The organism is Thalassospira sp. NFXS8 (assembly GCF_040148805.1).
GTDB lineage: Bacteria > Pseudomonadota > Alphaproteobacteria > Rhodospirillales > Thalassospiraceae > Thalassospira.
In genome coordinates, this window is sequence record NZ_JAGEMF010000006.1 from 186,103 (window position 1) to 212,385 (window position 26,283).

The 26,283-nt window shown below is 53.1% G+C and carries 17 protein-coding genes and 1 tRNA gene; 6 read left to right on the forward strand and 12 right to left on the reverse strand.

Annotated elements, in window-relative coordinates; translation table 11 throughout:
• Nucleotides 1–23 precede the first annotated feature (23 nt).
• The 7 genes from pyrF to aroA form a co-directional block, all read right to left on the reverse strand.
• The gene (gene pyrF, locus J4E05_RS22700) at nt 24–755 is read right to left on the reverse strand and encodes an orotidine-5'-phosphate decarboxylase (protein ID WP_349600453.1); all 732 of its coding nucleotides are present in this window, start codon (nt 753–755) and stop codon (nt 24–26) included.
• A 389-nt stretch (nt 756–1,144) separates the two neighbouring features.
• Nucleotides 1,145–1,597, reverse strand: a complete 453-nt coding sequence (locus tag J4E05_RS22705; protein ID WP_246832810.1) for a lipopolysaccharide assembly protein LapA domain-containing protein — start codon at nt 1,595–1,597, stop codon at nt 1,145–1,147.
• Between the two features lie 399 nt (nt 1,598–1,996).
• Complete coding sequence (ihfB, locus tag J4E05_RS22710) at nt 1,997–2,302, reverse strand: integration host factor subunit beta (RefSeq protein ID WP_256376729.1); 306 nt, start codon at nt 2,300–2,302, stop codon at nt 1,997–1,999.
• Between the two features lie 49 nt (nt 2,303–2,351).
• On the reverse strand, nt 2,352–3,263 hold the full coding sequence (sppA, locus tag J4E05_RS22715; protein WP_349600458.1) for a signal peptide peptidase SppA: 912 nt from the start codon (nt 3,261–3,263) through the stop codon (nt 2,352–2,354).
• A 256-nt stretch (nt 3,264–3,519) separates the two neighbouring features.
• Complete coding sequence (gene rpsA, locus J4E05_RS22720; RefSeq protein ID WP_085587615.1) at nt 3,520–5,223, reverse strand: 30S ribosomal protein S1; 1,704 nt, start codon at nt 5,221–5,223, stop codon at nt 3,520–3,522.
• Nucleotides 5,224–5,434: 211 nt separating this feature from the next.
• Entirely contained in the window at nt 5,435–6,079 is a 645-nt protein-coding gene (gene cmk, locus J4E05_RS22725) for a (d)CMP kinase (protein ID WP_349600461.1), read from the reverse strand.
• Between the two features lie 96 nt (nt 6,080–6,175).
• Nucleotides 6,176–7,522, reverse strand: coding sequence for a 3-phosphoshikimate 1-carboxyvinyltransferase (gene aroA, locus J4E05_RS22730; RefSeq protein WP_349600464.1), 1,347 nt, complete (start codon nt 7,520–7,522; stop codon nt 6,176–6,178).
• Nucleotides 7,523–7,928: 406 nt separating this feature from the next.
• Here aroA and J4E05_RS22735 point away from each other — a divergent pair, with 406 nt between their 5' ends.
• The 6 genes from J4E05_RS22735 to J4E05_RS22760 all read left to right on the forward strand — a co-directional run bounded on the left by J4E05_RS22735 (nt 7,929) and on the right by J4E05_RS22760 (nt 16,403).
• Entirely contained in the window at nt 7,929–8,231 is a 303-nt protein-coding gene (locus J4E05_RS22735; protein ID WP_085587611.1) for an FYDLN acid domain-containing protein, read from the forward strand.
• A gap of 110 nt (nt 8,232–8,341) precedes the next feature.
• Nucleotides 8,342–8,417 (forward strand) — tRNA-Ala (locus tag J4E05_RS22740).
• A 237-nt stretch (nt 8,418–8,654) separates the two neighbouring features.
• Nucleotides 8,655–11,420, forward strand: a complete 2,766-nt coding sequence (locus J4E05_RS22745) for a class I SAM-dependent DNA methyltransferase (protein WP_349600467.1) — start codon at nt 8,655–8,657, stop codon at nt 11,418–11,420.
• Nucleotides 11,417–12,733 (forward strand): PDDEXK-like family protein, encoded by a 1,317-nt coding sequence (locus J4E05_RS22750; RefSeq protein ID WP_349600470.1) that lies wholly within the window; start codon nt 11,417–11,419, stop codon nt 12,731–12,733. Before J4E05_RS22745 ends, J4E05_RS22750 begins: the two co-directional genes overlap by 4 nt.
• 405 nt (nt 12,734–13,138) lie before the next feature.
• The gene (locus tag J4E05_RS22755) at nt 13,139–15,193 is read left to right on the forward strand and encodes a DEAD/DEAH box helicase (protein WP_349600473.1); all 2,055 of its coding nucleotides are present in this window, start codon (nt 13,139–13,141) and stop codon (nt 15,191–15,193) included.
• Nucleotides 15,186–16,403 (forward strand): GIY-YIG nuclease family protein, encoded by a 1,218-nt coding sequence (locus J4E05_RS22760; protein WP_349600476.1) that lies wholly within the window; start codon nt 15,186–15,188, stop codon nt 16,401–16,403. Before J4E05_RS22755 ends, J4E05_RS22760 begins: the two co-directional genes overlap by 8 nt.
• A gap of 5 nt (nt 16,404–16,408) precedes the next feature.
• Here J4E05_RS22760 and J4E05_RS22765 read toward each other — a convergent pair whose 3' ends face one another.
• The 5 genes from J4E05_RS22765 to J4E05_RS22785 form a co-directional block, all read right to left on the reverse strand.
• Nucleotides 16,409–18,529 (reverse strand): site-2 protease family protein, encoded by a 2,121-nt coding sequence (locus J4E05_RS22765; protein WP_349600479.1) that lies wholly within the window; start codon nt 18,527–18,529, stop codon nt 16,409–16,411.
• Between the two features lie 9 nt (nt 18,530–18,538).
• Nucleotides 18,539–19,882: an efflux RND transporter periplasmic adaptor subunit gene (locus tag J4E05_RS22770; RefSeq protein ID WP_349600482.1), complete on the reverse strand. Its 1,344-nt coding sequence runs from the start codon at nt 19,880–19,882 to the stop codon at nt 18,539–18,541.
• Complete coding sequence (locus tag J4E05_RS22775) at nt 19,882–20,757, reverse strand: efflux RND transporter periplasmic adaptor subunit (protein WP_085587599.1); 876 nt, start codon at nt 20,755–20,757, stop codon at nt 19,882–19,884. Before J4E05_RS22775 ends, J4E05_RS22770 begins: the two co-directional genes overlap by 1 nt.
• Nucleotides 20,758–20,815: 58 nt before the next feature.
• Nucleotides 20,816–22,387: a TolC family protein gene (locus J4E05_RS22780; protein ID WP_168184804.1), complete on the reverse strand. Its 1,572-nt coding sequence runs from the start codon at nt 22,385–22,387 to the stop codon at nt 20,816–20,818.
• A 207-nt stretch (nt 22,388–22,594) separates the two neighbouring features.
• On the reverse strand, nt 22,595–26,283 hold a 3,689-nt coding region (locus tag J4E05_RS22785; protein ID WP_349600486.1), incomplete at its 5' end, for a cadherin-like domain-containing protein.

Here is a 26,283-nt window from a genome sequence, read left to right on the forward strand (position 1 = left end):
CTGTCTTCGGTACGACGGATTAATTAACCCAGTTCGTCAACAATGCGCTGTGCTGCGGCAACCGGGTCATCGGCCGTGGTAATCGGACGGCCAATCACAAGAATATCAGATCCCCGTGCCACGGCATCATACGGGGTAACGATGCGTTTCTGATCATCGCTACTGGCCCATGCCGGACGAATGCCGGGCGTTATCAGTTTAAAATCAGGGCCGCAGGCGGCGCGAACCGGCTCAATCTCCCGGGCCGAACACACAACACCATCCAGACCCGATTTTTGTGTCAGCTCGGCCATTTTAACCACCCGTTCGCCCAGTGGGCCGCGCAAACCGATCTCGTCCAAATCGTTTTGGTCCAGGCTGGTTAAAATCGTAACAGCAATCACCCACGGGGCCGCCACCCCGGCCTTGTCGGCGGCTTCCCGCGCGGCTTCGCCCGCACGTTTCATCATTTCTTGCCCGCCAGCGGCATGCACATTGACGATTTTCAAACCAAGCGGCGTCACCGCGCGAATGGCCCCGGCAACCGTATTGGGAATGTCGTGATATTTGACATCAAGAAAAACCGGCATACCGGCGGCGGCAACAGCCTTCACACCCTGTGGGCCGTGGGCGGCAAAAAATTCTTTGCCCAGTTTCGCCCCGCCAATAACACCTGAAAGCTTTGTCGCCAGATCAATCGCGTGATCCAGATCGGTAGTGTCGATGGCGCAAAAAATGCGGTCTTTCGCAGCAATCTGGGAAAGTTGAGCGGTCATGGCATCCTCCGGTTGGCAAATGATACGGGGCCGATGCGGTGATGAGTTACACAGGGGCAGCGTAATATGCCGAAAGTTCGTTCGGGCGATCTGGCCGCACGAAATGGCACACCGTTAAACAGCTGCCCCGACCACAACCGAAAACTGACCAAGCGAACCCCGACACATCCTCAGAACCTGCCCTCTGGCGCTTCACAGATATCGGGTGACACAGGCTTTAGTCGATTCGGTACTTAAAAACCATTCCTTTTGGCCCAATTCCGGCGATTAAACCGGCCCAAAATCAAAAAAGCGGCCCCGTTACCGGAAACCGCCTTTGATTATCTATCCAGCAAATCAGCACGCTGCCAGATATAACCCGTGCCGTGATCAGCCAGATATGGCTACACTCACACGCCAGCAGGTTGCACCGGCGCTGTGTTGGTTTTATCCGCTTTCGAGTCGGCATTGACCGCCGGGGGCAAACCCGATGATTTCTGACTGGCAATGGCCGTACGCTCTTCTTCACGGGCAGCTTCCTGCTGGCGACGAATGCGGGTTAGTTCCGATTCCATTTTGCGATTGGCACGGCGATGTTTTCCGGTCAGCAACCATTCAAACAACAATCCGATCAGCAGGCCCAGCAGCAGCGCCCCCAGGACCGGCACAAACAGCGGCAGGTCCATTTCAAAGGGCAATGGCCACAACGACAGGGTTGTGACCTGGCGGTTAGCCACAGCAAAAATCGTGATCAAGATCGTCAACGGAATGGCGATGATCCAGTAAAGAACGCGCAACTCAACCTCCTGCTTTACGGTGCCAGCCCTGTCTGCCAGGTTACGGCGACATGCCAGAACCGTCATCGGCACCCTGACCGGTTCAATATATCGTCAATAACGACGGCCAACCTTTTTGCCAGCCATACGGGCATGGCTCGTGGCAAAACCGGTGCTGTACCAACCGCATAATCACCACATGGGCACATATAGCCAGCCATTTATGCCTGTTACCGATGTTGTGTGAACCTGCCGGTTTAAGGAACAATCCATCGTAAAAATGGCGAGATCCTTACGCTTGCAGTATGGAGCACATCACAACAGCAGGCACCACCATGGCCGGAAAACGCCCATGTAACGGAACCGGTGAAACCAGTGACACCGGCAACACCCACATAACCTTAACACACATGTCGGGGCAAAGGCGGCATAACCCGTTTGATCAACGGGTTCGCGCCATTCCGGGCTTTGTGCCTAAAGCCGGTTTTAGTTTAACCGTTCGCGCAGCTGTTTGCCGGTTTTGAAATACGGCACTTTTTTCTCGCTTACGGGGACGGCCTCGCCGGTGCGCGGGTTACGCCCGACACGCGATTCACGGTCTTTGACTGAAAAAGCGCCAAACCCACGCAATTCGACACGATCACCGCGCGCCAGCGCTTCGGTGATTTCATCAAAAATGGTGGCGACAATCCGTTCAACATCCCGCTGGTAAAGATGCGGGTTTAATTCGGCCAACCGGGCGATCAGTTCTGATTTCGTCATATTCAAGCCCCATCCAGTTCGGTTACGCAGTTGTTGGGTATCAACCTTTGGTTCACGCTTTGGAAAGTCGGCGCTTTTCTTAAGGGTGCCAGACAGTTAGCAACCCGTCAAGTTTAAGCCCCTCTGATGACAGCATATTTCCGATGCTGCCCTTAAACAGATCCACAATGATCGAACTATCGGGATCCTCAATTTTTATCGGTACAACCGGCGTATCCGCTGCAATGCCTTTTTTCTGTTCCAACCAGTGCAAAGCCTCGCGACGACCGCCGATTTCATCGATCAGGCCATTTTCAACAGCCTGCCGACCGGTATAAACCCGGCCATCGGCCAGGGTTGTTACCTGCTCCACTGTCATGTCGCGCCGTTCTGCAACCATGCTGACAAACACGTTAAACATGTCAGAAATCAGGCCTTTCATTACATTACGGGCTTCGTCGGTTGCGGGTTCAAACGGATTTGGCGATGCTTTAAGCGGTGCGCTTTTCACCGTCACAGGTTCGACACCCAGCTTTTCAAGCGCGGCTGTCACATTCATCGATTGAAAAATAACCCCGATAGATCCGGTAACGGTGCCACGATGGGCAATAATATGATCAGCCGCAATGGCCGTCATATACCCGCCCGATGCGGCAACCGTGCCCATTTCGGCAACGATTGGCCGGGTTTGACCAATGCGGCGCAAGGATTCGTAAAGTTCCTCGCCGCCCACCATGGTGCCACCGGGGCTATCAATATGCACAATCACGCCAACGGCGTCATTATCGCGCTCGAGCTTATCAAGTGCTGCCAGCATCAGCGGGTCGGATGCGATAACCCCTTCTACCGTAACCTCGGCAATATAAGGGCCGGTTGCGCCGGTAAAAACGCCGCTTCGGGCCAGGCCCACCACAATCGCAATCAGAATTGCAACAACAGCCAACACACGCCACCGCAGAATCGACTTTTTCAAACGGCGACGATCAATAATGAAATCGGCATCAAGGGCCATTGACGTTTACTTACCTGATTGAAAGAAAAACAAAAACTGTGCCTTTTCAAATGGTTTCTCTTCCCCCGCTTGGCAAGCAGAAAAACCTGTTCGGGCAAAATTTTACCCGTTTTCACCTTCGCTAACGCTTTTGCAGCGTCCTTTGATCCACGATGATGACAGATAAAAAACCTTACAACATCCCAAAACAAAAACGGGCCGTGCAAAGCACGACCCGTTCTGCGCCCCGAGAGGCAAATTATTCAGCGTCAGATGCTTATTCAGCGTCCTGCTGTTTTTTACGCAGTGCTTCACCCAGAATATCACCGAGCGATGCGCCGCTGTCAGCCGAACCGTAATCCGCCATTGCTTTCTTCTCGTCTGCGACTTCAAGAGCCTTGACCGAGAGAGAAACCTTACGCGAGTTACGATCAACCGAAACAACACGGGCGTCGATTTTTTCGCCAACAGCGAAACGTTCCGGACGCTGGTCCGAACGATCACGTGCGAGTTCAGCCTTGCGGATGAAGCCCTTCAGATCGCCTTCGCCAACGGAAACTTCGATGCCGCCGTCATTGGTTTCAATGATTTCACAGGTAACGGTGTCACCGCGCTTGATACCCGAAGCAGCTTCTTTGAACGGATCTTCGTTGAGCTGTTTGATGCCCAGCGAGATGCGTTCTTTTTCAACGTCAACGTCAAGAACCTTGGCTTTGACGACGTCGCCCTTCTTGTATTCCTTGATGACTTCTTCGCCCGGACGATCCCACGAGAGATCGGACAGGTGAGCCATACCGTCGATACCGCCGAGCAGGCCAATGAACAGACCGAATTCGGTGATGTTCTTGACTTCGCCTTCGATTTCCGAGCCAACCGGATGAGCGGCAAGGAAAGCGTCCCACGGGTTAGAGGTGCACTGCTTGAGACCAAGCGAAATGCGGCGTTTCTGGCTGTCAACATCCAGGACCATAACTTCGACTTCCTGCGAGGTCGAAACGATCTTGCCCGGGTGGATGTTTTTCTTGGTCCAGGACATTTCAGAAACGTGGACCAGACCTTCAACACCGGCTTCGAGTTCGACGAATGCGCCGTAATCGGTGATGTTGGTAACGCGGCCTTCAAACTTGGAACCGACCGGGTATTTGGCTTCGACACCTTCCCACGGATCAGCTTCAAGCTGCTTCATACCAAGCGAGATACGCTGGGTTTCGCTGTTGAAGCGGATAACCTGAACCTTGACGGTCTGGCCGATCTGAAGAGCTTCAGACGGGTGGTTGATACGCTTCCAGGCAATGTCGGTAACGTGCAACAGGCCGTCAACGCCGCCGAGATCGACGAATGCGCCGTAATCGGTGATGTTTTTGACAACGCCGTCAAGAACCTGACCTTCCTGGAGGTTCTGGATCAGTTCGGCACGCTGTTCAGCACGGGTTTCTTCAAGAACTGCACGACGCGAAACCACGATGTTACCGCGCGAACGATCCATTTTCAGGATCTGGAACGGCTGCGGGTTGTTCATCAGCGGGGTAACGTCACGGACCGGACGGATGTCAACCTGGCTGCCCGGCAGGAATGCCACGGCGCCTGACAGATCAACAGTGAAACCACCCTTGACGCGACCGAAAATGGTACCATCGACGCGCTTGCCTTCGTTGAACTGTTTTTCCAGCTCGACCCAGGCTTCTTCACGACGGGCTTTTTCACGCGACAGGACGATCAGGCCGTCCTTGTTTTCGTAACGGTCAACGTAAACGTCAACGGTGTCACCGATGCTGACTTCACCAGCACCAAATTCTTTCAGCGGTACGCGGCCTTCAGATTTCAAACCAACGTCAACGATGGCATCATCGTCGGTTTTCTTGACGACCGTACCGGTCATCACGCGGCCAACAAATCCCTCGTCTTCAGAACCAAGGGTTTCGGCCAGCAGATCGGCGAAGTTTTCGCCGGTGGTAAATTGTGCTTCTTCAGCGGTTGCCATTAAGCAGACTTCCTTTCGAGTATCGACACTATTCCGGCCAATCGGTTGTATCCGATGGTCTTGCCGTAAAATCACGGCGGGTTTTGCCAAATGATGTAACAGGCTGGCACCTGTCAAACCCAAAGGGTTTTACATGCACGAAAAGGCGAACGACAGTGTCGTTCACCTTATAGCCTGGTTCTATCGCCTGACGGTTTGAAACAACCCCCGATCAGTCATCCGTTCCCATATGGGTGCGAATATGCGCCATTACGGCGTTGTACACTGCATCGGCATTCAAGCGGTCCGTATCAATATGGATCGCATTGTCTGCCATCTTCAGCGGCGCAACGTCGCGGGCACTGTCGCGGGCGTCCCGTTCTTCAAGCTCGTTGAGAACGCGCTCGTATATAGCAGCGGGATTTTTTTCCTGCAACTGTTTGAACCGTCGGTTTGCCCGTTCGGCAACACTGGCGGTCAGAAAAAACTTGATCGGGGCCTCGGGGCACACCACCGTGCCAATGTCGCGGCCATCTAATACGGCACCATGACGCTTGCCCGGCGGGGTCTTTGCAAGCTGGCGTTGAAAGTCCAGCAACACCGCACGAACCTGCGGGATTGCCGCCACACGAGACGCAGCATTACCCACTTCTTCACCGCGCAAATCTTCGTTTTCCAGATCGTCGGGCTGCAAGTTTTGCGCGGCCTCGACCGCCACTTCGGCGTTATCGGGATCGCCCCCCATTGCCAAAACCTTTGCCCCGGTTGCCCGGTATAAAAGGCCGGTATCAAGATAGGCATAGTCCAAAGCAGCAGCGACTCGGCGGGCCAAAGTTCCCTTGCCGGATGCTGCCGGCCCATCAATAGCAATGATCATGCGTGTTTCCGATCCCGATTTTATAATGACAAAAACGAAGCCTGCCGCACCGTAAAATACAAATAACAGCAGCCTTCAACCGTCACAGCCTGATGGTCAGTTTTTTACCGGGGCAAAATTTGTACCCAGATCCGCCATCAGTTGCTCAAAGATCGGAAAGCTTGTCGCAATCGGGGCGGCATCGTCAACCATTACCGGTTTCTCTGCCCGCAGGCCCAACACCAGAAACGACATTGCAATCCGATGATCCAGATGGGTTTCCACCATGCCACCACCGGGCACAACCCCGCCGGTCACAATCAGGTCGTCCCCTTCGATCCGGTGAATAATGCCGTTTGCCGCCAAACCGGCCGCCACAGCAGCCAGCCGGTCCGATTCTTTGACCCGCAATTCTTCCAGGTCGCACATCCGGGTTTCCCCTTCGGCATAGGCCGCTGCCACCGCCAGAACCGGGTATTCGTCAATCATCGAAGGCGCACGTTCAGCAGGTACAACAATGCCCTTCAGCCGGTTTTTACCCGTCACCACCAGATCGCCAATGGTTTCACCGGCTTCTTCGCGTTCATTGGTAATGGTAATATCGCCGCCCATTTCAATCAGGGTGGTGATCAGACCGGTACGCAGCGGGTTCAGGCAGACATCGCGAATCGTCACGTTCGATTCGGGGTGGATCAATGCCGCCACCAGCGGAAACGCTGCCGAAGACGGATCAGTTGGCACCACAATATCGGCCGCCGTCATCTGGCACGGCCCGGTCAGGCTGACGGTGCGACCGCCATCGTCATTTACCTGTACATCCACATCGACACCAAAATGGCGCAACATGCGTTCGGTATGGTCGCGCGACGGTTTGGGTTCGATCACAGTGGTCGTGCCCGCCGTATTAAGGCCCGCCAGCAACACAGCCGATTTCACCTGGGCCGATGCCATGGGCAGGGTATAGGTCACTGGTACGGCTTCGTCAGTGCCAATCACCGCCATTGGCGGGCGGCCCCGGTCACGGGTGATGAACTTTGCGCCAAATTCGGCCAGCGGGTCGGCAACGCGGCCCATGGGGCGTTTGCACAAGGACGCATCCCCGGTAAAAAACGTGGTAATCGGGTGGGTGGCCACAATCCCGGCCAGCAGGCGAATCCCGGTACCGGCATTGCCCATGTCAATCACAGAATCGGGCTCGCGCAGCGCGCCGACGCCAACGCCATGGACATGCCAGGTACCGTCGTCATCACGGGTAACTGTCGCACCGAGTTTGCGCATGGCATCGGCGGTTGCCAGCACATCTTCCCCTTCAAGCAGGCCGGTAATACGGGTTTCGCCCTCCGCCAGGCCACCAAACATCAGCGACCGGTGCGAAATCGATTTATCACCCGGTACACGCACATCGCCTGTCAGGGCGCCGCATTTGGCGGATTGCAAGGGACGTTTGATTTGCGCTGAACTCATCTGATCTGCCTGTATTTTGCTGCGAACCGGGCCGCCGGGGCCGGACCATAATTAAGACCGGCGCCGAACTTTAGCGAGACGGGGACCGGACTTTGGATAAACGAAATTTCTAAAACGGCAATATGCACGAAATTCACCCTGCGAAAACCGGGTAAAAATACGCAAGACCGTTCCGGGCCATTTTCTAGCATAGAGAATGCGTAACAGGCCAGCATCCTTGGGATTTAACGACGCACAAATCGCCAGATGACCCGCTGTGAATAATTCCGAATGCAAGCATTGTGAAAACAGGTGCAATTTCCTTTTGACAAGGCTGTAACAAGATGGCAATTGGGCCAATCAGATTGAAGGGCGTAGTCCTTCGTTCCACTTTTGTAAAAAATTGGTATAAAGAGGGTCTACCGTAATGTCAGCCCGCGGTAAGAAACGTCATTGCCTCGCATGCGGCACCAAATATTATGACCTGAATCGGACACCGGTTGTCTGCCCGAAATGTGGCACGGCAGACGGGGTTGCCAAACCCAAACGGGTGGCCGTAGCCAAGCCGAAGAAACAGGACGACGACATCGAAGATGTTTCGGATCTCGACGATGATGTCGATACCGATATCGACGACGATCTTCTCGAAGACGCCTCTGATCTGGGCGAAGACGATGATGATCTCGGCGAGGTTCTTGAACATGTCGAAAACAACGACGAAGACCGCTAATTTTTTTTGAAATTAGGTCTTGCCAACCGTCACCTAACCTTCTAAATATCCCCGCGCTGCAACGGACAAGCACTTGGAAATTGCAGCGCGGACGATACTAAAATGATTATGGGGCCGTAGCTCAGTTGGGAGAGCGCTACAATGGCATTGTAGAGGTCGTCAGTTCGATCCTGATCGGCTCCACCAATCAAAACCCGTCGCCTAAAGCGACGGGTTTTGTTGTATCTGGGCGCTACTTTATATACGCACCAACCCGCCTTTTTCATTGCATCCGGCCTGAATTAACCTATTTTTTCCGATCCAGCCATCGGCTGAATATTTGGAAGAAATAGCGAGCCCCTGAACCTGTATCATCTTCGCCCCCGACAGGCGCTAAACAGGCACAAAAAACCGCATGGCAAACCGAAACCGGGAGAGAAAAAGGTGAACGCAGTCGAAATCGAAGAAGCGATTTCCACACTGGCCGAACAGCCGTTTGATGCAGCGGAATTCCCCTTTGCCTTTCTGGAGGCCTTTGGCAACAAGGCCACCACAATCAAAAAGCTGCGCAGCGGAGCCTCGAACAAATCCGACCTGGGCGGCGTTCTGCAAACCAGTAATATCCATATTAAGGTGTGCGAACAGAACGAGGCTGCCCAAACCCTTGCCGCGCTAAAAGACAGCCCCGCCACCAAACGCGCCCGGGCAAAATTCATCCTTGCCACCGATGGCAGCGACTTCCAGGCCGAAGATCTGACCACCGGCGAAGTGGTGGTGTGCGATTATGCCGATTTTGCCAATCATTTCGGCTTTTTCCTGGCGCTGGCGGGCATCAGCACAGTTGCGCAAATTCGCGAAAACGCCTTTGACATTCGCGCCACCAGCCGCCTGAACAAATTATATGTCGAATTGCTTCGCGATAACCCCGACTGGGCCAGCGCCGAACGCCGCCACGAAATGAACCATTTCATGGCCCGGCTGATTTTCTGCTTTTTCGCCGAAGATACCGATATTTTTCGCAGTACCGGCATGTTTACCGCCACCGTTGACCAAATGAGCGCCCCGGATTCCTCGAACACCCACGAGGTGATTTCGGAAATTTTCCGCGCCATGAATACGCCCACTCGCCACAATGGCAAATCCGATGGCCGCTATCGCAAAGAAGCTGGCATCAGAAGCTGGGCCGATGCCTTCCCCTATGTCAATGGCGGCCTGTTTTCCGGCAGTACCGAGGTGCCGCGCTTTTCCAAATTCGCCCGGTCCTATTTGCTTCATATTGGCGGGCTGGACTGGCAACAGATCAATCCCGATATTTTCGGCTCCATGATTCAGGCCGTTGCCGATGACGACGAACGCGGCGCATTGGGCATGCATTATACCAGCGTGCCCAATATCCTGAAGGTGCTGAACCCGCTTTTTCTGGATGATCTGCGCGACAAACTGGCAGATGCAGATAAAAACCCGCGCAAACTGCTTAATCTGCGCAACCGTATCGCCCGCATCCGGGTGTTTGACCCGGCCTGTGGCTCCGGCAATTTTCTGGTGATTGCCTATAAGGAACTGCGCGCGATTGAAGCCGAAATCAACAAACGCCGGGGCGAGGGCGACCGCCGATCCGAAATACCGCTAACCAATTTTCGCGGCATCGAACTGCGCGACTTCCCCGCCGAAATTGCCCGCCTTGCCCTGATCATCGCCGAATATCAGTGCGACGTGCTTTATCGCGGCCAAAAGGAGGCCTTGGCCACCTTCCTGCCGCTGGATGCGCAAAACTGGATCATTTGCGGCAATGCCCTGCGCCTGGACTGGCTTAGCCTGATGGATGCCCGCGGCGGCAAAGGCGTCAAACTCCATAGCGACGATTTATTCAACTCTCCGCTCGATCAGGCCCAAATCGATTTCGAGAATGAGGGTGGCGAAACCTATATTTGCGGCAATCCTCCATACATAGGAAGAAGAAACCAAGATAAAGAGCAAAAAAAAGATCTTAAAAATATTTTAGGTTCAAAAATTAAATCCAGTGCATCTCTAGATTATGTATTTGGCTGGATAGAGAAGGCATCGGATTTCGTAAAAGACTATGGAGGAGAATTTGCATTTGTAACAACAAACTCAGTAACTCAAGGCACTCAAATTCCTATATACTGGCCTCACTTGTTCGCAAAGGGATTGCAAATCATTTTTGCTCATCATTCATTCAAATGGGCAAACAACGCAACTCATAACGCTGGCGTCACGGTAGTTATTGTTGGTGTAGGACGAACCGATAAGCCAAAAAAAATATTTGATGGTGATATGGTTCGAGAAGTATCGGAAATTAATCCATACTTATTACCTGGATCACCAATTGTGGTAAATACCAGCAGCAAACCAATTTCCAGAATTCACAAAATGAACTATGGAAATTTGCCCGGAGATGGCAACCATCTTTCTCTCTCTCGAGTAGAAAAAGACAATCTTTTAAAAACATATCCGAACGCAAGAAAACTTATACTACCTCTTTATGGAGCCCAAGAATTTATAAAAGGATTGCAGCGTTATTGCTTGTGGATTGATGACAAAGACCTATATTTTGCCCTAAGCATCCCAATAATTGCCAAAAGAATCGAAAATGTTAGAATCACGCGCTCAGAAAGCAAAGATTCAAGCTATAATGCACTAGTTTCCCGTTCACATCAATATCGCGACCGGAATTTAGCAGAAAAGTTAACTATTTTAGCCCCCCAAGTATCATCTGAAACCCGCGAATATTTGCCTACGATTGCTTTACAAGGGTGCACGGGAACAACGAATCAGGCATTCGCCCTCTATGACGCACCACTTTGGAACATGGCGTTAATAGCCTCCCGCCTGCATTTGGTTTGGATTGCAGCAGTCTGCGGTAAACTTGAAACCCGATATCGCTATTCCAACACCCTTGGCTGGAACACCTTTCCGGTGCCGAAACTAACCGAAAATGACAAGGCGGAGCTGACCCGCTGTGCCGAGGAAATTTTACTGGCCCGTGAGCAGTATTTTCCCGCCACCATTGCCGAGATGTATGACCCCAAACGGATGGATAGCGACTTTCCGCTGGTTCGTGCCGCCCATGAGCGCAATGACGAGGTATTGGAGCGCATCTATATCGGCCGTCGTTTTAAAAACGATACCGAACGGCTGGAAAAACTGTTTGAGCTTTATACCCGCATGACGCAGAAAGCCCCGGCATGATGAATGATAAGAATGAGACGGCGGCACCAACGCTCGACGAACTGGAAAGCCTGTTTGTTAATAATGTGGATTTGGAGAAGATCCGCGCGTATTTGGGCCGGTTCAACCCGATTAAAACAATGGCAATGGAGCGAATGGAAATTCGCCACTCGGCCATTCTCGCGTGGTTATTGAACCCTCAGGAAACGCACGGCCTTGGTGACAGCTTTCTCAAGGCATTCTTGTCAGAGGCGTTGCAAGGCCATAGCAGCACCGTAAAACCAAGCGCCCTGGATGTCTCTCAGGCCGATCTGATGGATGCAGAGATCCGTCGGGAATGGCACCATATTGATTTACTTGTTCTTAGCGCCCGCAATGGCTGGATTTTTGTGATTGAAAACAAATTCGATAGCAGGCAACACAGCAACCAGCTGGAAAGATATATGAATGATGTTGAATCTGTTTTTAAAGAAAAAGACAGCTATCAATATATTCGCGGAATATTTCTGACGCTGTGGGACGAAGAACCGGAAGATGGCCGCTATGCGCCGATTCAATATACATCCATATGCAATTTGCTTGAACAGCATGTTCTAAAGGGTCAGCGTCCAATTTCACCCGAAGTTGAAACGTTTTTAAAGCATTATCTGGACGTCATACAAGAGGCAACGGGAATGAGCCAAGAGCAGGAATATTTGGAAAAACTTGCACGCCAGCTTTACCGTAATCACCGACGGGTTATTGACTTTATTGTCGAAAACGGAATGAGCACAGATTTTTCGATTGCCTGTGAAAAAGTCTTTGGCGAGAATCTTGACTATCCCGATGTTATTTCTGTTGAAGATCAAGACCTTGTCTTCGTCTATTCTGATCTGGAGAAAATAAATTTCTTACCGAAAAGCTGGTTTGAGGCCTTTGGCGGTGACTATAAATACTGGCATGGCTGCGAAAGCTGGGGGGGCGGGTTTCCGGTCAGTGTATGGCTTCAGCTGACATCAGATGGCAACGATGGGTCTGGCAAAATTCGCTTTTATGCAGAAGTCGGACCATTAGAGGATTCCAACTTCAGAACAGCGTTGATTGAAGAAATTGAACGAATCGCACAAGAAAGAAATCTGAATAAAATTGGTTTCCAGCGTGGAGCATCGGAAAAAAACAAAAAGTCTTCGAAGTTTTTCAAGAAGAACTTTTTCACCGTTGATGATGTGCATGATCCTGAAAAAATTGAAGCCGCATTAAAAAAAGCCATAAAATCCTTCAAAACCGAAATAGAGGCGATCGCCGAAGTTCTGCCTCAATTCCTGCCGCATGGAAAAGAACAACCATTGGAATAAAATTTCATACTTTTCAAAAATTTCCGTATCATTTCACAAAACGCGGCCCAGGCATCTACCGTTATTCGTCAGGCACTTGATAAAAACCAAATCAAACCCGCCGATCCCAATCACCCGCGTGCAGGGTATGTTCCGTATTGGGCTTAAACCCGACAGGGTAAAAGTTTTGATCGTGTTTTGATTTTGGCAGCATCCTTCTTGACGGTTCTGTCAACAAATTCATCAAAATCAACGCCTTAAAGAATTTTAATGTCGCTGTTTTTTGTTGATCGGGTTTTGATCCTTGCGCATTCTGGCTGCAAAATTGCACAATTGCCTCTTGCCCGTTCACCTGCCGCCCGCTTCACCGGCCTTTCTGGCACGTGGGGGAAACAGGACGTAAAAACACAAACAGGAAGTGACTTTATGACCGGTCTCAAATCTGTCCCCTCGGTTTCGGTGACATATGTGCAAAATGGCAAATCAACCAAGGCCAATGAACTGGGCATGCGGCCGATGCAGGAAAACGCCTATAAAATGCGTGGCGAGCAATATTTGCTGATCAAATCGCCGCCCGCATCGGGCAAAAGCCGGGCGCTGATGTTTATTGCTTTGGATAAACTGTATCATCAGGGGCTGAAACAGGCGCTTATTGTGGTTCCGGAACGATCCATCGGGTCAAGTTTTGCCGATGAGCCGTTATCGCAATTCGGCTTTTGGGCTGACTGGCATGTGGAACCGAAATGGAACCTGTGCAACGCGCCAGGCGCGGAAAATGGCGGCAAGGTGCAATCATTAGGCGCGTTTTTAAACAGTGAAGACCGGATACTGGTCTGCACCCATGCCACCTTCCGTTTTGCCGTTGAGCAATTTGGCATTGCCGCCTTTGATGACCGGTTAATTGCCGTGGACGAATTTCACCATGTTTCCGCCGATGGCGATAACCGGTTGGGCACACATCTGGGCTATTTGATCGGGCGCGACAAGGTTCATATGGTCGCCATGACCGGGTCCTATTTTCGCGGCGATGCCGTGCCCGTCCTCTCACCCGAGGACGAGGCCCGCTTTGCCACTGTCACCTATACCTATTACGAGCAATTGAATGGCTATAAATATCTGAAATCGCTTGATATTGGCTATTATTTTTATGCCGGGGCCTATGCCGAGGATATTTTAAAGGTTCTTGATCCCGGTGAAAAAACCATCATTCACATTCCGTCGGTCAATTCACGCGAAAGCACGCGCGACAAAATCCGCGAGGTCGAACATATCATCGAGGAACTGGGCGACTGGCAGGGCACCGACCCCGCCACCGGCTTTCAACTGGTCAAAACCGCGGACGGGCGGATTTTGCGCATTGCCGATCTGGTCGATGATGACCCGGCCAAGCGCGACCGCGTTTCAAGCGCCTTAAAAGATCCGGCGCAAAAGCATAATCGCGACCATGTGGACATCATCATTGCCCTTGGCATGGCCAAGGAGGGCTTTGACTGGGTATGGTGCGAACATGCGTTAACGGTGGGCTATCGCTCCAGCCTGGTCGAGGTGGTGCAAATTATTGGCCGTGCCACCCGCGATGCGCCAGGAAAAACACGCGCCCGTTTCACCAACCTGATCGCCGAACCCGATGCCAGTGCCGAGGCCGTGACGGAGGCCGTCAACGATACCCTAAAAGCCATTGCCGCGAGCCTGCTGATGGAACAGGTTTTGGCCCCGCGTTTTAATTTCAAACCGAAAAACGAGGCCTGCGGACCGGTTGACGGGTTTGATTATGGCGAAGGCGGCTATGACCCCGATAAATGCAATGTTGGCTTTAACGAAGATAGCGGCCAGTTCCAGATTGAAATCAAAGGCCTGGCCGAACCCAAAAGCCGTGAAGCCACCCGCATTTGCCAGGAAGACTTAAACGAAGTGATTACCGCCTTTGTCCAGGATAAAACCAGCATTGAACGCGGCCTGTTTGACGAGGAACTGGTGCCAGAGGAATTAACCCAGGTGCGGATGGGAAAGATCATCAAGGATAAATATCCTGAACTTGATAATGCCGACCAGGAAGCGGTGCGCCAGCACGCCATTGCCGCCCTGACCCTGACGCAAAAGGCCAAGGAAACCGCCCTGAAAACCGGCGAGGAAACCAAAACCGCCAACATCGCCTTTGTGGTTGGGGTGCGCAAATTTGCCATGGATGTGCGCGAACTCGACATTGACATGATTGACCGGATCAACCCCTTTGGCGAGGCCTATGCCATTTTGTCCGTCGCCATGAACGAAGAACGGCTCAAACAAGTCGCAGCCATTATTTCGGCCAAAAAGGTAAAGCTGACCCCGGAAGAAGCCCGCGATTTGGCCCGCCGGGCGTTAAAATTCAAGCAGGAGCGTGGCCGCTTGCCCGACATAAACTCGCCCGATGCCTGGGAACGAAAAATGGCCGAGGGCATTGCCTTTTTGGCCCGCATGAAGGCCGAGGCCGCCAATGGTTAACCTTTTTACCGACGAAGACGATGCCCTGTTGGCCGAACTGGGTGTTGAGGTGGAAAGCAAAAAGGCCGCCCCTCACACCCCGCGCGAGGAACGGATCATCGCCGGGTTCGAGGACATCCAGCATTTTGTCGAGGAACACGGCCATGCCCCGCAACATGGCGAGCACCGCGATATTTTTGAACGCCTGTATGCCGTGCGCCTGGACCGCCTGCGCGCGCAGGAAGACTGCCGCACCCTGTTAACCCCGCTGGATCATCAGGGGTTGTTTGATGAATCGCATCTTCAAAACCAGGTCGATATTGCGGCAATGGATGACGATGCCCTGTTGGCCGAATTGGGCATTGATGATGCCCATATGACAGATGGCAAGGACATCACCACATTGCGGCATGTGCGCTCCACCGCCGAACGCCGGGCAGCCGAGGAAATTGCCAATCGCGAAAAATGCCGGGACTTTGCAAAATTTTCGCCCCTGTTCAAATCCGTCTTTGAGGATCTTGATAACGGCTTGCGTGTCACACGACAAATTCGCCGCGATGCCGGTTTTTTAAAAACCGACATTGCCCAGGGGCAGTTTTTCATTCTGGGCGGGCAGACGGCCTATGTCGCGGAAAAGGGCGACACCATCAAGGCCCCCAATGGCGAATCCGATGCCCGCCTGCGGGTGATCTATTCCAATGGCACCGAAAGCAACCTGTTATTACGCTCGCTTCAGCGGGCCCTGTATAAGGACGACACCAGCCGCATGGTTTCGGACCCTGCTGCCGGGCCGCTTTTTGCCAATATCAGCGAGGATGGCGATGCCGCCAGTGGCAAAATCTATATCCTGCGCAGCCAATCGGACCATCCGCTGGTTGCGGCAAACCGCGATATTGTTCACAAAATTGGCGTGACCAGTGGTGATGTAAAAAAACGCATTGCCAATGCCAAACTCGATGCCACTTTTTTGCTGGCCGATGTTGAAATTGTTGCCACCTATGAACTTTTCAATATCAACCGCACCAAACTGGAAAACCTGATTCACCGAGTTTTTGCTCCCGCCCGGCTGGAAATTGAAATCAAGGATCGTTTTGGTAATCCCGTTACGCCGCGCGAATGGTTTTTAGTACCGCTATTCGTCATTGACGAAGCGGTTGAAAAAATCCGCGCAGGGACCATTGCCGACTATATTTATGACCCAAAAACAGCAAACCTGATGAAAATAGAATAAAATGCCTAAAGCTGGCTTTCACGCTGCAACAGCGACACCATGCGGCGTGACAGTTTGCTAAACTGACTTTCAGGGCGGGCGGTGATGATCACTTTACCACGCACGGCACTGGGGACTTTGGCACCAGTGGTGTTTTTTAACACCACCCGGTAAATCGCGCGGCCGGGCACGAAACTTTTATCTGGCTGTTCCACGGTTTCAATCGGTCCGCCATTTTGTGACCGCATATAGGGTTCGGTTAGGTTGGTGACCCCGGTGGCATCAATCCGCGACACCGTGGCCCGTACCGGCAATTGAACCCCGTCTTCGGAATAAAATGTGGCCGTGGCCCCCGGTTCAATTCTGGGCAGCGACAATTCATCAAGATAGGCGATAACTTCTGCCCCGTCCTCGACCACCGATAAAACCGGTTCATCCACACCAATCCATGCGCCCTGATTGATGGTGTCGTTCATATCGACCACTTTTCCCGACGCAGGCGCACGTAGCACCAGACGCTGTTGTTGCGCCTGCTGGCCGCGCAAAACCCGTTCCTGGGTGGCAAACTGGCTGGCAAGCACCAATGCCCGGTTCTGGCGCAAGGCATCAACGCCGATACTGGCATTTTCCCATGCCAGTTCAGCACGTTTAAGTTCGGCAACCGCAATCTGTTCATCGAGTTCAGGCGATTGCAGGCGGGCAATAACATCGCCCTTTTTCACCATCTGCCCGGTTGTGACCAAAACCTTTTCCACCCGGGCGGCCATTGGCGCATAAACGGTATTATAAGTCAGGGTTAAAACCGCTGGCGCGCTGACGTCGCCCTGCCACGGGATCAACAGCCACGCCAGAAACACCCCCAGCACCGCCAGTGATCGCATCAGCGCAAAATTGAATTTCAGCAATTTGCCAAATGAAAACCACACAACGATTTCCTTTATGATCGGTCGGGCAATAAAGAAATAGATTTCGACCAGAAACAGGACGATCCCCAGTGTTTTGAAGAACAAATGATACACCGCCAATGCGATGCCAAAAAACAGCAGAAAACGGTAAACCCAGATGGTAAAGCCAAAGCCGATCAACAGCAAAGTCGGCTTTTCGGGCGGAACTGCGCCCAGGCCCAAAACCACTTCGCGCAATTTCCAGCGACATACGGCATGGGCGCGGCTTTCAAGGTTGCGTTCGCGCACCAGGTCGGAAAACAGGTAATATCCGTCATAGCGCATCAGCGGGTTCAAATTGACAAACAGGCTGAGAATCCAGGTGCTGGTGCCAAACAGAAACAGGATGGACCCAATGGGACCATCAGGAAACAGGTTCCACAACAACATCGACCAGGCAGCAATCACCAGTTCGCATATAACCCCGGCAGCACCAATTTCCAGCCGGTCACGGCGGCTGGGCAACCGCCAGGCATCGGTGGTATCGGTATATAAAACCGGCCAGAACACAATGAAAGCCACACCAATCACCGGCACCCGCAAGCCGTGCGCCTTGGCCGTATAGGCGTGTGACAGCTCGTGTACCGATTTTACCGCTGTCACTGCCAGGCCATAGGCGACAATGCCTTCGAACGATAAAAATCCGCGCAGGGTATGCAAAAACACATCGGGCTGACGCGACACCAGGTAAATGCCAGCAAGGGCGGCACAGACATGCAAAAACACCATTGGCGAGGATGCCAGCCAGCGGACATAGCCAATCGTACGGTTTAAAAACAGGTCCGGCGTTAACAATGGCAACCGAAATGAAATATAGGATTTCACCAGTTTGGCCGCCAAACCCGGCTTCATTTTAAGCTGGGTTTTATGGCGACCATGCTGCACGTCATCACACAGCACCAGGTTATGGGCGCGCAAAAAGCCAAACAGCCGGGTTATTTCCTCGGTCGATACGGTATGGCCCAGAAACTTTTCTGCCAGTTGTGAAATTTTGTCGGCGGGCCTGCCATCAATCAGCGGCAGCAAATCAACCGTTACCGGATCAAGCTGAAAATGCCGCCCGGCGGCTGCATCATGCAAAATATAAACCGGGCGCCCATTACGTTCCGGCTCCCCCGGAACAATATCAAGGTCGCGCCGCAAAACCGGTGGCGGTTCCTGCTGTCGTCCGGGCTGACCAAAGGATAACGCCGGTGCGGCCATAAATCGCCCCTACAGTTCCAGCCAGGGCCGAAGCGCTGCCCACGGCCTGCGAAACAACATCACATATAACGGCACATCATCGCCGTATATTTTGGCAACCCCCCGCAGGCCAACCCTTGGCCGGTCGGTGCCAACAAAGCCCGACCGCGCCCGAAACGACAACACCCCGGCGGGCGAGTTTTTGGCCTGAAAATCCACAATTCGCATTTTCGCTTCATAAGGATGGTCGGGTTCGACATTTAAAAACAGAACCACCCGGTTATCGTCATGTAACGGAATACGGTCATTCACCGGCAACCATAATTCCATTTCCACCGATTTCGGGTCTGCCAGCACCATCAGGCGTTCGCCCTGCGATACCGGCAACCCGGCCATTTCGGTGCGGCCAGGCAAAATCACAATGCCATCCTGCGGGGCCTTGATATCGGCACGGGCAAGCTGACCGGTGATATATTCCAGTTCAGCATTTTTCTGATGCACGCGTGATAGCAAAACCTGCATCTGGCTCGATGATTCCCGATCCGAACTGGCCGCCTGCTGGCTGCGGCGATATTCGGCAATGGCAATTTCATATTCCTGGCGTGCCACGGCCAGATCGGTTTCAAGCTGAGTCGCATCCATATGCACCAGGCTATCACCTGCCTTGACCATCTGATTGGCATCAACATCCACGGTATCAACAACCCCGCGCAACGGTGCGCGCACCACATAAGGGTTAAGTGGCACCACCTCGGCAGGTACCAGAATTGTCAACGGCACCTTGATAAACATCGCTGCTGCGATTGCCGCGATTGCCACACCGGCCAGCAAAAACCGCTTACGATTGCGTAACAGGTTACGCCTGCGGCGACGGCGCATCAGAAATTCCAGTGAAAAGGCCGTGGTTTTTGCCAGCCGTTCCAAAACCCGCAATTCTTCGTCCTGCCAAGGCTTGGCACGCGACAACACCATGCCGCCCAATTCATGCCCACCCGGCGCCCGCAATGGCAACCACAATGAATGAGATGGCAAATAATGCGGCCAGTCGACCTGAAGGCTTTGGTCGATATCCTCAACAGCAATGCGGGTTGGCCGGGCATGGCGTGCGCGCGACAAATGCGCACACAGCTTCTTGCTCCACAATGTAAAGGCCGATTGCCGTTCCGGTTCGGGCAGGTTCGATACGGCCAGCACATCGCCCCGTCCCCGTTCGCCCTGCCAGCATACGGCAATGTCGTAAGGCACAATGATCCGGCTGTCATTAACCACAACGGCACCAAGGGCCGCCCGACTATCGGCATCACGGATTCGGTCCTGCAACAATAAAAGATTGGCAAGGCCACGTGCGCCCGCAGCATTATCCTGTGTTGTCATTACCGGGTCGCCGGCGCAATTTGTGCGGATTGTGTCTGGCTAAAGTCAAAACTGACATTACCACTCATACCCGGTAACAGGTCGTCATCGGGTTTAACCGGGGCACCAATAACCCGCACCGTCTGACTTACCGGATCAACTTCGCGCACAACATATTTGATGGTTGACGGAATGTTGCGATTCAACTCGTCGACATGCAAATCAAAATGGTCCCCGCGATGCAAACGTGTGAGCAAACTTGAGGGTACGACCATCTCGATTTCCAGATCCTCGATATTCACCAGCCGCAACACCGGGTCACCGGCACGGACAAATTCGCGGGCCTGCATCAATTGCTGGGTCACGACCCCCGAAAACGGCGCATCAACCGAACATTGCGCCAATTGCGCCCGGATCCCCTTGATATCAGCTTCCGTCAGTTCAACTTCAGACCGGCTTAACGACAGTTCCAGCTTGCTGACATTGTGAATTTTCTCCAGCCTTTCATTAACATCAAGTTTGGTTAATGCGGCCTTGCGTCTGGTTTGCGATACAATTAACTGCGCCTCAAGCGGGGTGCAGTCAAATTTCATCAGGGGCTCGCCCTTTTTAACCCGGCTGCCTTCGCGTGCGCCCAATTGCACCAGTGTCGCCGACAGCGGCGCAGACAAAATGGCATGTTGCACCGGGCGGATCTTGGCCCGAACCGACCCCTGAAAACGATCACCCGATACATCTGCCCCCGGGAAATTTCCGGCAGAATCAGGCATAGGAGCCGGTATCAGGGCGGGTAAATCCCTATTCCCCGCATCAACACCTTGCGACCATGCCGGTTGTGACAGCGCCATTGTCGCTGCCAGAACCACACCAAAAATTCCCGTCTTCACACTGAACACTCTATAAACTCCGCCCGGACATGGCGCTGTTTTACCCCATATCCCGGCATTTCACGCGTTATTTTTCATCAACAAAATCAGGAATAGTCCCAATATTTTCAATCATCGGCAGGTCGCCCCCTTCCCATTTATCAAGCGATTCCTTGATTTTTTCGGCAAGAACCTCTTCCGGTGCATTCAACGACGATGTGACATCCGGCACCAGTCCCAGACTGAACAGGAAACGGCCATAGGCATCCTGCGCATCGGAATAAGCCAGCACACGGGCCACAGCCGAGCGCAAGGACCGAATTTCACTTCGAATTCGCTCCATCCCGGTGACGGCATCCGTCGCAACAGACTCGTCCGTCAGCTTGGAAATTTCCTTGTCGATTTCGTCAATTCGTTTGGCCTGGTCCAGGCGGGCATTTGCATCGGCATATTCCTGCCACGACACATGGACTGTGGTGATCACAGCCATGTTGGCGGCCATACGCCGGGCGACTGTCATATTGCGGCGCGCGTCGTTGGTTTCATTGACGTCACCAATCCGCAACACGTTAAACAGGTTCCACGATACACGCGCACCGGCTTCATACCATGACCGGTTGGCAAGGAAATGGTTGGTATCGGCATTCAGCGATCCAAACCCTTCCAGTGACGGAAACAGGCGGGCAATCGCCTTGCGCGATTCGTTCTGGGCGATGCGCAGATTATAGATTTCGTCGGTGTAATCCGAGGAATGAACCAGCGCATACAATTCCAGCTTGTCAAAATCGGGCTGTTTACGCGGCAAGGGCGGAAAATCGCTGCCGACTTTTAATTGCAAATCAGTTTTTGCTGGCGCGTTAATCAGCGAAGCCAGATCGATACGGGCCGCACCAATCGATTGTTGCATGGTTTCAAGCTGCTGAATGATTTCAATCAGGGCACGCTTGTCTTCCAGAACAGCCAATGGCGGACGCAACCCCTCGGTCCGGGCTGTTTCCAGATCCTTCATCGATTGGTCTGCACGCACCAGCAAATCGTCCACTTCCGGGGCCACACGTTCGAGCAAAACCACCCGCCAGAACGATGTGCGCACTTCCTGAATCAACCGCGCCATTGATTTGGTACGTGCGTGCAGGGCAATAACAGCACGGTCAGCTTCCTGCTTGGCCTGTAAATAACTGATCCCGAAATCCAGCACATTAAAGCTGAAGCGTAAATTGCCATCCCAATGCTGGGCATCGTCGGAATAGGAATAGGATGGTGATTCAACATCGGTTGCATAATCGCGACTATTGGTTGCGTTTTTGTTAGTGCGCGCACTGTAACCGCCATCCGCTTTAAAAAGCGGCATCATGTCGAGCTTGGCCAGGTCAAAGTTTTTTGTCGCCAGCGCCGATTCCATAATCTTGACCCGATTGGCAAGATTGTATTTTAACGCCCGGGCAATGGCATCTGGCAATGTCAACGGCCCGTTAATTTCCGGCACCGATGATTTAATCAGGGCCATGTCGCTTTGCGCCGCGGCTGCCAGATCAGCATCGCTAATCGGCTCCATCTTCACAGCGCAACCACTTAAAAACAGAAATGCCGCCATAACCGGTAAGGTCTTGCTGGCAATTATTGTGCCCGTTTTCGTTTTTGTAATTCTTGTGATTTTCATTTTCGTAACCATTTGCTTCTTTTCCCCCTTAAAAGAAGCTCGTTCCACAACACACCAGCAGCCATCCCGAAATGGCCGCTTACCGATGTGCTACGGAATTCCCCCTTCTAAAGGTCGCCTTGGCGGCCCCTTGTTTTTCACTCCAGTCCCACCGAAAGCCATCCTCGTGGCTTCCGGTCAAAATCTTCGCTTGCTGCTTCCCCGATGCTAGCCCTTAAACAGGGCTGCAAAATCCGCCAGCAAGGCTTCTCGTTCCGCCAAAATAGCGTGCCGTCCGTAATTCATTGCCTGGGCATCAACGGCAATACGGCTCAACATTCGTTCTTTTGCCGCAAGTCCCGCCTGTTGATCCCGCGCATCCGCTGTTGCACCATCAGCGTTATTATCGCCTTGTGCCGCCCCTTCACCGTTTGCATTGGAATTGCCATCGGCTTTGTCGTTGTCATCAACAGGCGTATTGCCGTCACCATCTGCTGGTGTGGCATTGTCCCCACCGTCTTCATCCGATTTTTCTCCGTCTGTTGTGCCTTCGTCAGGGGCATCAACATTTCGGTCGGTGAACAAAATGGTAAAGGTCGTCGTTGCCTCGTTGCCGTGGGTATCACGACCCGTCACGCGGATATCAAGGCTCTTCACCCCGGCAATACGTGCGGCATCGCCGTCCACCACAAACACCAGGTTTTGCGCGTTAAAATTCACAAACGATGGCAAGGGTGACCCATCAGGCTGGGACGCATCAATATCCAGGGTTTCGGTTGGGTCCGTATGCTGAAACGCGGTTGCCGGCAGCGGGAACAACTGAATGCCCGTTGCTGTTGCCACACGATCCTGCAATTCCAGAGTAAGCCGTACCGGATTGGTTAGCGGTGAATGAAAATCAACGCCCGAACCAAACGTGTTTACAACCTGGGTATAAGGATCATTTGACGGCCCGGGGGTTCCGCCAGGTCCCGGATCAGGTGTGCCCGGTGTTTCCCCCGGCCCCGGATCAGTCGGGGTTGGCAATGGCGGTGGCGGCGGGCTTGGCGGCTTTGACACATTTGGCGCGTTGATCGTAATTCTGACCGTCGCAACATCCGTATCGATGCCATCGGACAATGTATAGGTAAATGTCTCGGTCAGGGTCTGACCAACCGGCAGGTTTCTAACCGTACTGTTCGATGAATTTAGAACATAGCTATAGGTACCATCCGCATTGACGCGAATTGTGCCATAGGCCCCCGCAATGGCTGTGCCGATATTGCCGTTGCCACCGTTAATGCCCACTACCGAAAGGTTCTGACTGACATTTTCGGCGTTGCTATCAACACCATGCCCGTTATTGTCCGTAATTACATTGCCGGTTGCAGTTTCATTGGTGCCAACCTTGACGGCATTGCTGTTATCGGTCGCCTCGGGTGGAATATTGTTACCAACAATCTTGATATGAACCGTGGCAGTGTCTTTTTGCCCGTCATTGTCGGTAATCTCATAGGTAAAGCTCTCTGTCAGGTCAGCATCGCCTGGCAATTGCTGAACTACAGCAGGATTGGTCGTATCAAGCTGATAGCTATAGCTGCCATCCGCATTGATCGTAATCGTGCCATAGGTACCGGTAAGCGTTTTGCCAATATTCCCGCTATCGCCATTCACCTGCGACAGACTGAAATCCGCTTCATGGGTCGGGTCCAGCGTATGTTCCGGGTCATTGTCATTGGTTTTGACATTCCCCGTCCCCGTGGTCGACAGCTTGGAAACGGTAACGGTATCGTCCGTCGCCGTTGGCGGATAACGGAAAGAAATGGTTCCCGTCAATGCCGCCGAATTCAGGCTGTCCGGCCCACCGGCATCATTGGTGCCATCAATCGTTCCCCCGTCGGCGTTGTTATCGCCATCGTTCAGAACAATCGAAAAGGCCCGGGTGGTGTCGGTTTTCGCAGCCGTTGGATCGGCATCGACGCTGCCATAACGGATCGCCTCAATGATCGCCTTGACCTGGGCAGATGTCGCATCATTCGCCAGCGAAATCACCAGCGCCGACCCGTTACCACCGGTAACGCCCGTCATACCGGCCAGCGTCCCTCCATTAAGGGTCAACCGGTCGCCTGCCTGATAACCATCCGTAAAGCTGACGGTGATTGATCCGCCACCATAACTGCTTACATCGCCGTCAGTGGTAATATCGATATCGGAAACGCTAACACCGGTGGCCAGTGCGGCCGTGCCAGTGGTGCCGGTTCCGTCCTTCTTGATAACCATTGCCGGTGATTCTGCGGTTCCCGACAGCACCGGGGCATCGTTTACCGCTTTAACATCGATATCCATGGTGCCAACGGCCGATTCTGCCGCAACATTATTGCTGCTCGCGTGGCCCTTGTCCCATACGGTGTAGGTAAATGCGGTTTTCGCTTCCGGCCCGTTCAGATTAGCATCCGAACGATAAATCAGCTTGCCCGACGCAATATCACTTGCCGAAATCTCCTGTCCCGCCGTAACGACGCTATAAATCGGGTTTGAATTGCCATCGGTCCCGGTTTGCAACAAAAGCTGGCCTTTGTTGCTATCGGGCAGGGTCTTGATTGTGATTTTGTTAAGCTCGGTATCAACCGTGCTTTCACCACCTGACTGCTTGAAATGGAAATCCGAAACAGCAAAAGCATAATCGGTATCTTCGGTCGCTGTAACAGCCGGGTTCCCCGAAATTTCGGGTAAGTCATTCTTTTCAACAACCGTGATCTTCGAAATCAGCGTCTGGCTTAACGGATTGGGACCACCCGCATCCACCGTGCCACTGCTGCCATCCGGCTGCACATTGTTCCCGTCGCTCAGCGTCGTCGTGATGGTTCGTTCGCCACCGGTGAAGGTATCCGAAGTCGTGCTGTAACGAATGGCATCAAGGATCGCATTGACCTGGGCTATCGTCGTATCGTTATCGAGCGTGATGACAAGGTTGGTGCCATTGGCACCCCCGGTTGCCGTCACACCGGTGGGCAGCGCACTGCTGTCAATCGTCAGCTGTTCGCTGGCATCCGCACTGCCAATCGACACCGTGATCGTCCCGCCGCCAAACGTATCGCTATCAAGCGCGCCTGTCGTTGAAAGGTCGATATCACCAACATTCGCACCCGTGATGATCGCTGTCGCCGGAACACCCTTATTGGCATCCGTGCTTTCATTCACCGTATCAACAACACCCGTGGTGTCATTAAAGTCCGGGGCATCGTTTTGCGGGGTCACATTCACCGTGATCGTGTTCGGGCTCGTATCAAACCCGTCCCGGCTGTCCTGAACCGAGAAGGTGAAGCTGGCAACACCGTCGCCATTCACATTCTCTGCCGGGGTATAAACCAGCTTGCCATCGCTGATATCGCCCAGCGCAATGACCTGACCTGCCGTAACTGCCGTCCCGTTCAGGGTCAGTGTGCCACTGGCCGGAAGGGTATCAATCCGCACCGCCTTGAAGCTATCGGTTTCCCCACCTGGCTGACTGTAATGGAAGTCCGCTTCCTTCAGCGCATAGCCCGTGTCTTCCTTCGTCGTCACCGTCTGATCGCCACCAACCGGCGGGTCATTCTTTTCCACAACCGTGATCTTCGAGATCAGCGTCTGGCTTAACGGATTGGGACCACCCGCATCCACCGTGCCACTGCCACCATCCGGCTGCACATTGTTTCCGTCGCTCAGCGTCGTCGTGATGGTTCGTTCGCCACCAGTGAAGGTATCCGAAGTCGTGCTGTAACGAATGGCATCAAGGATCGCATTGACCTGGGCTATCGTTGTGTCGTTATCAAGCGTGATGACAAGGTTGGTGCCATTGGCACCCCCGGTTGCCGTCACACCGGTGGGCAGCGCACTGCTGTCAATCGTCAGCTGTTCGCTGGCATCCGCACTGCCAATCGACACCGTGATCGTCCCGC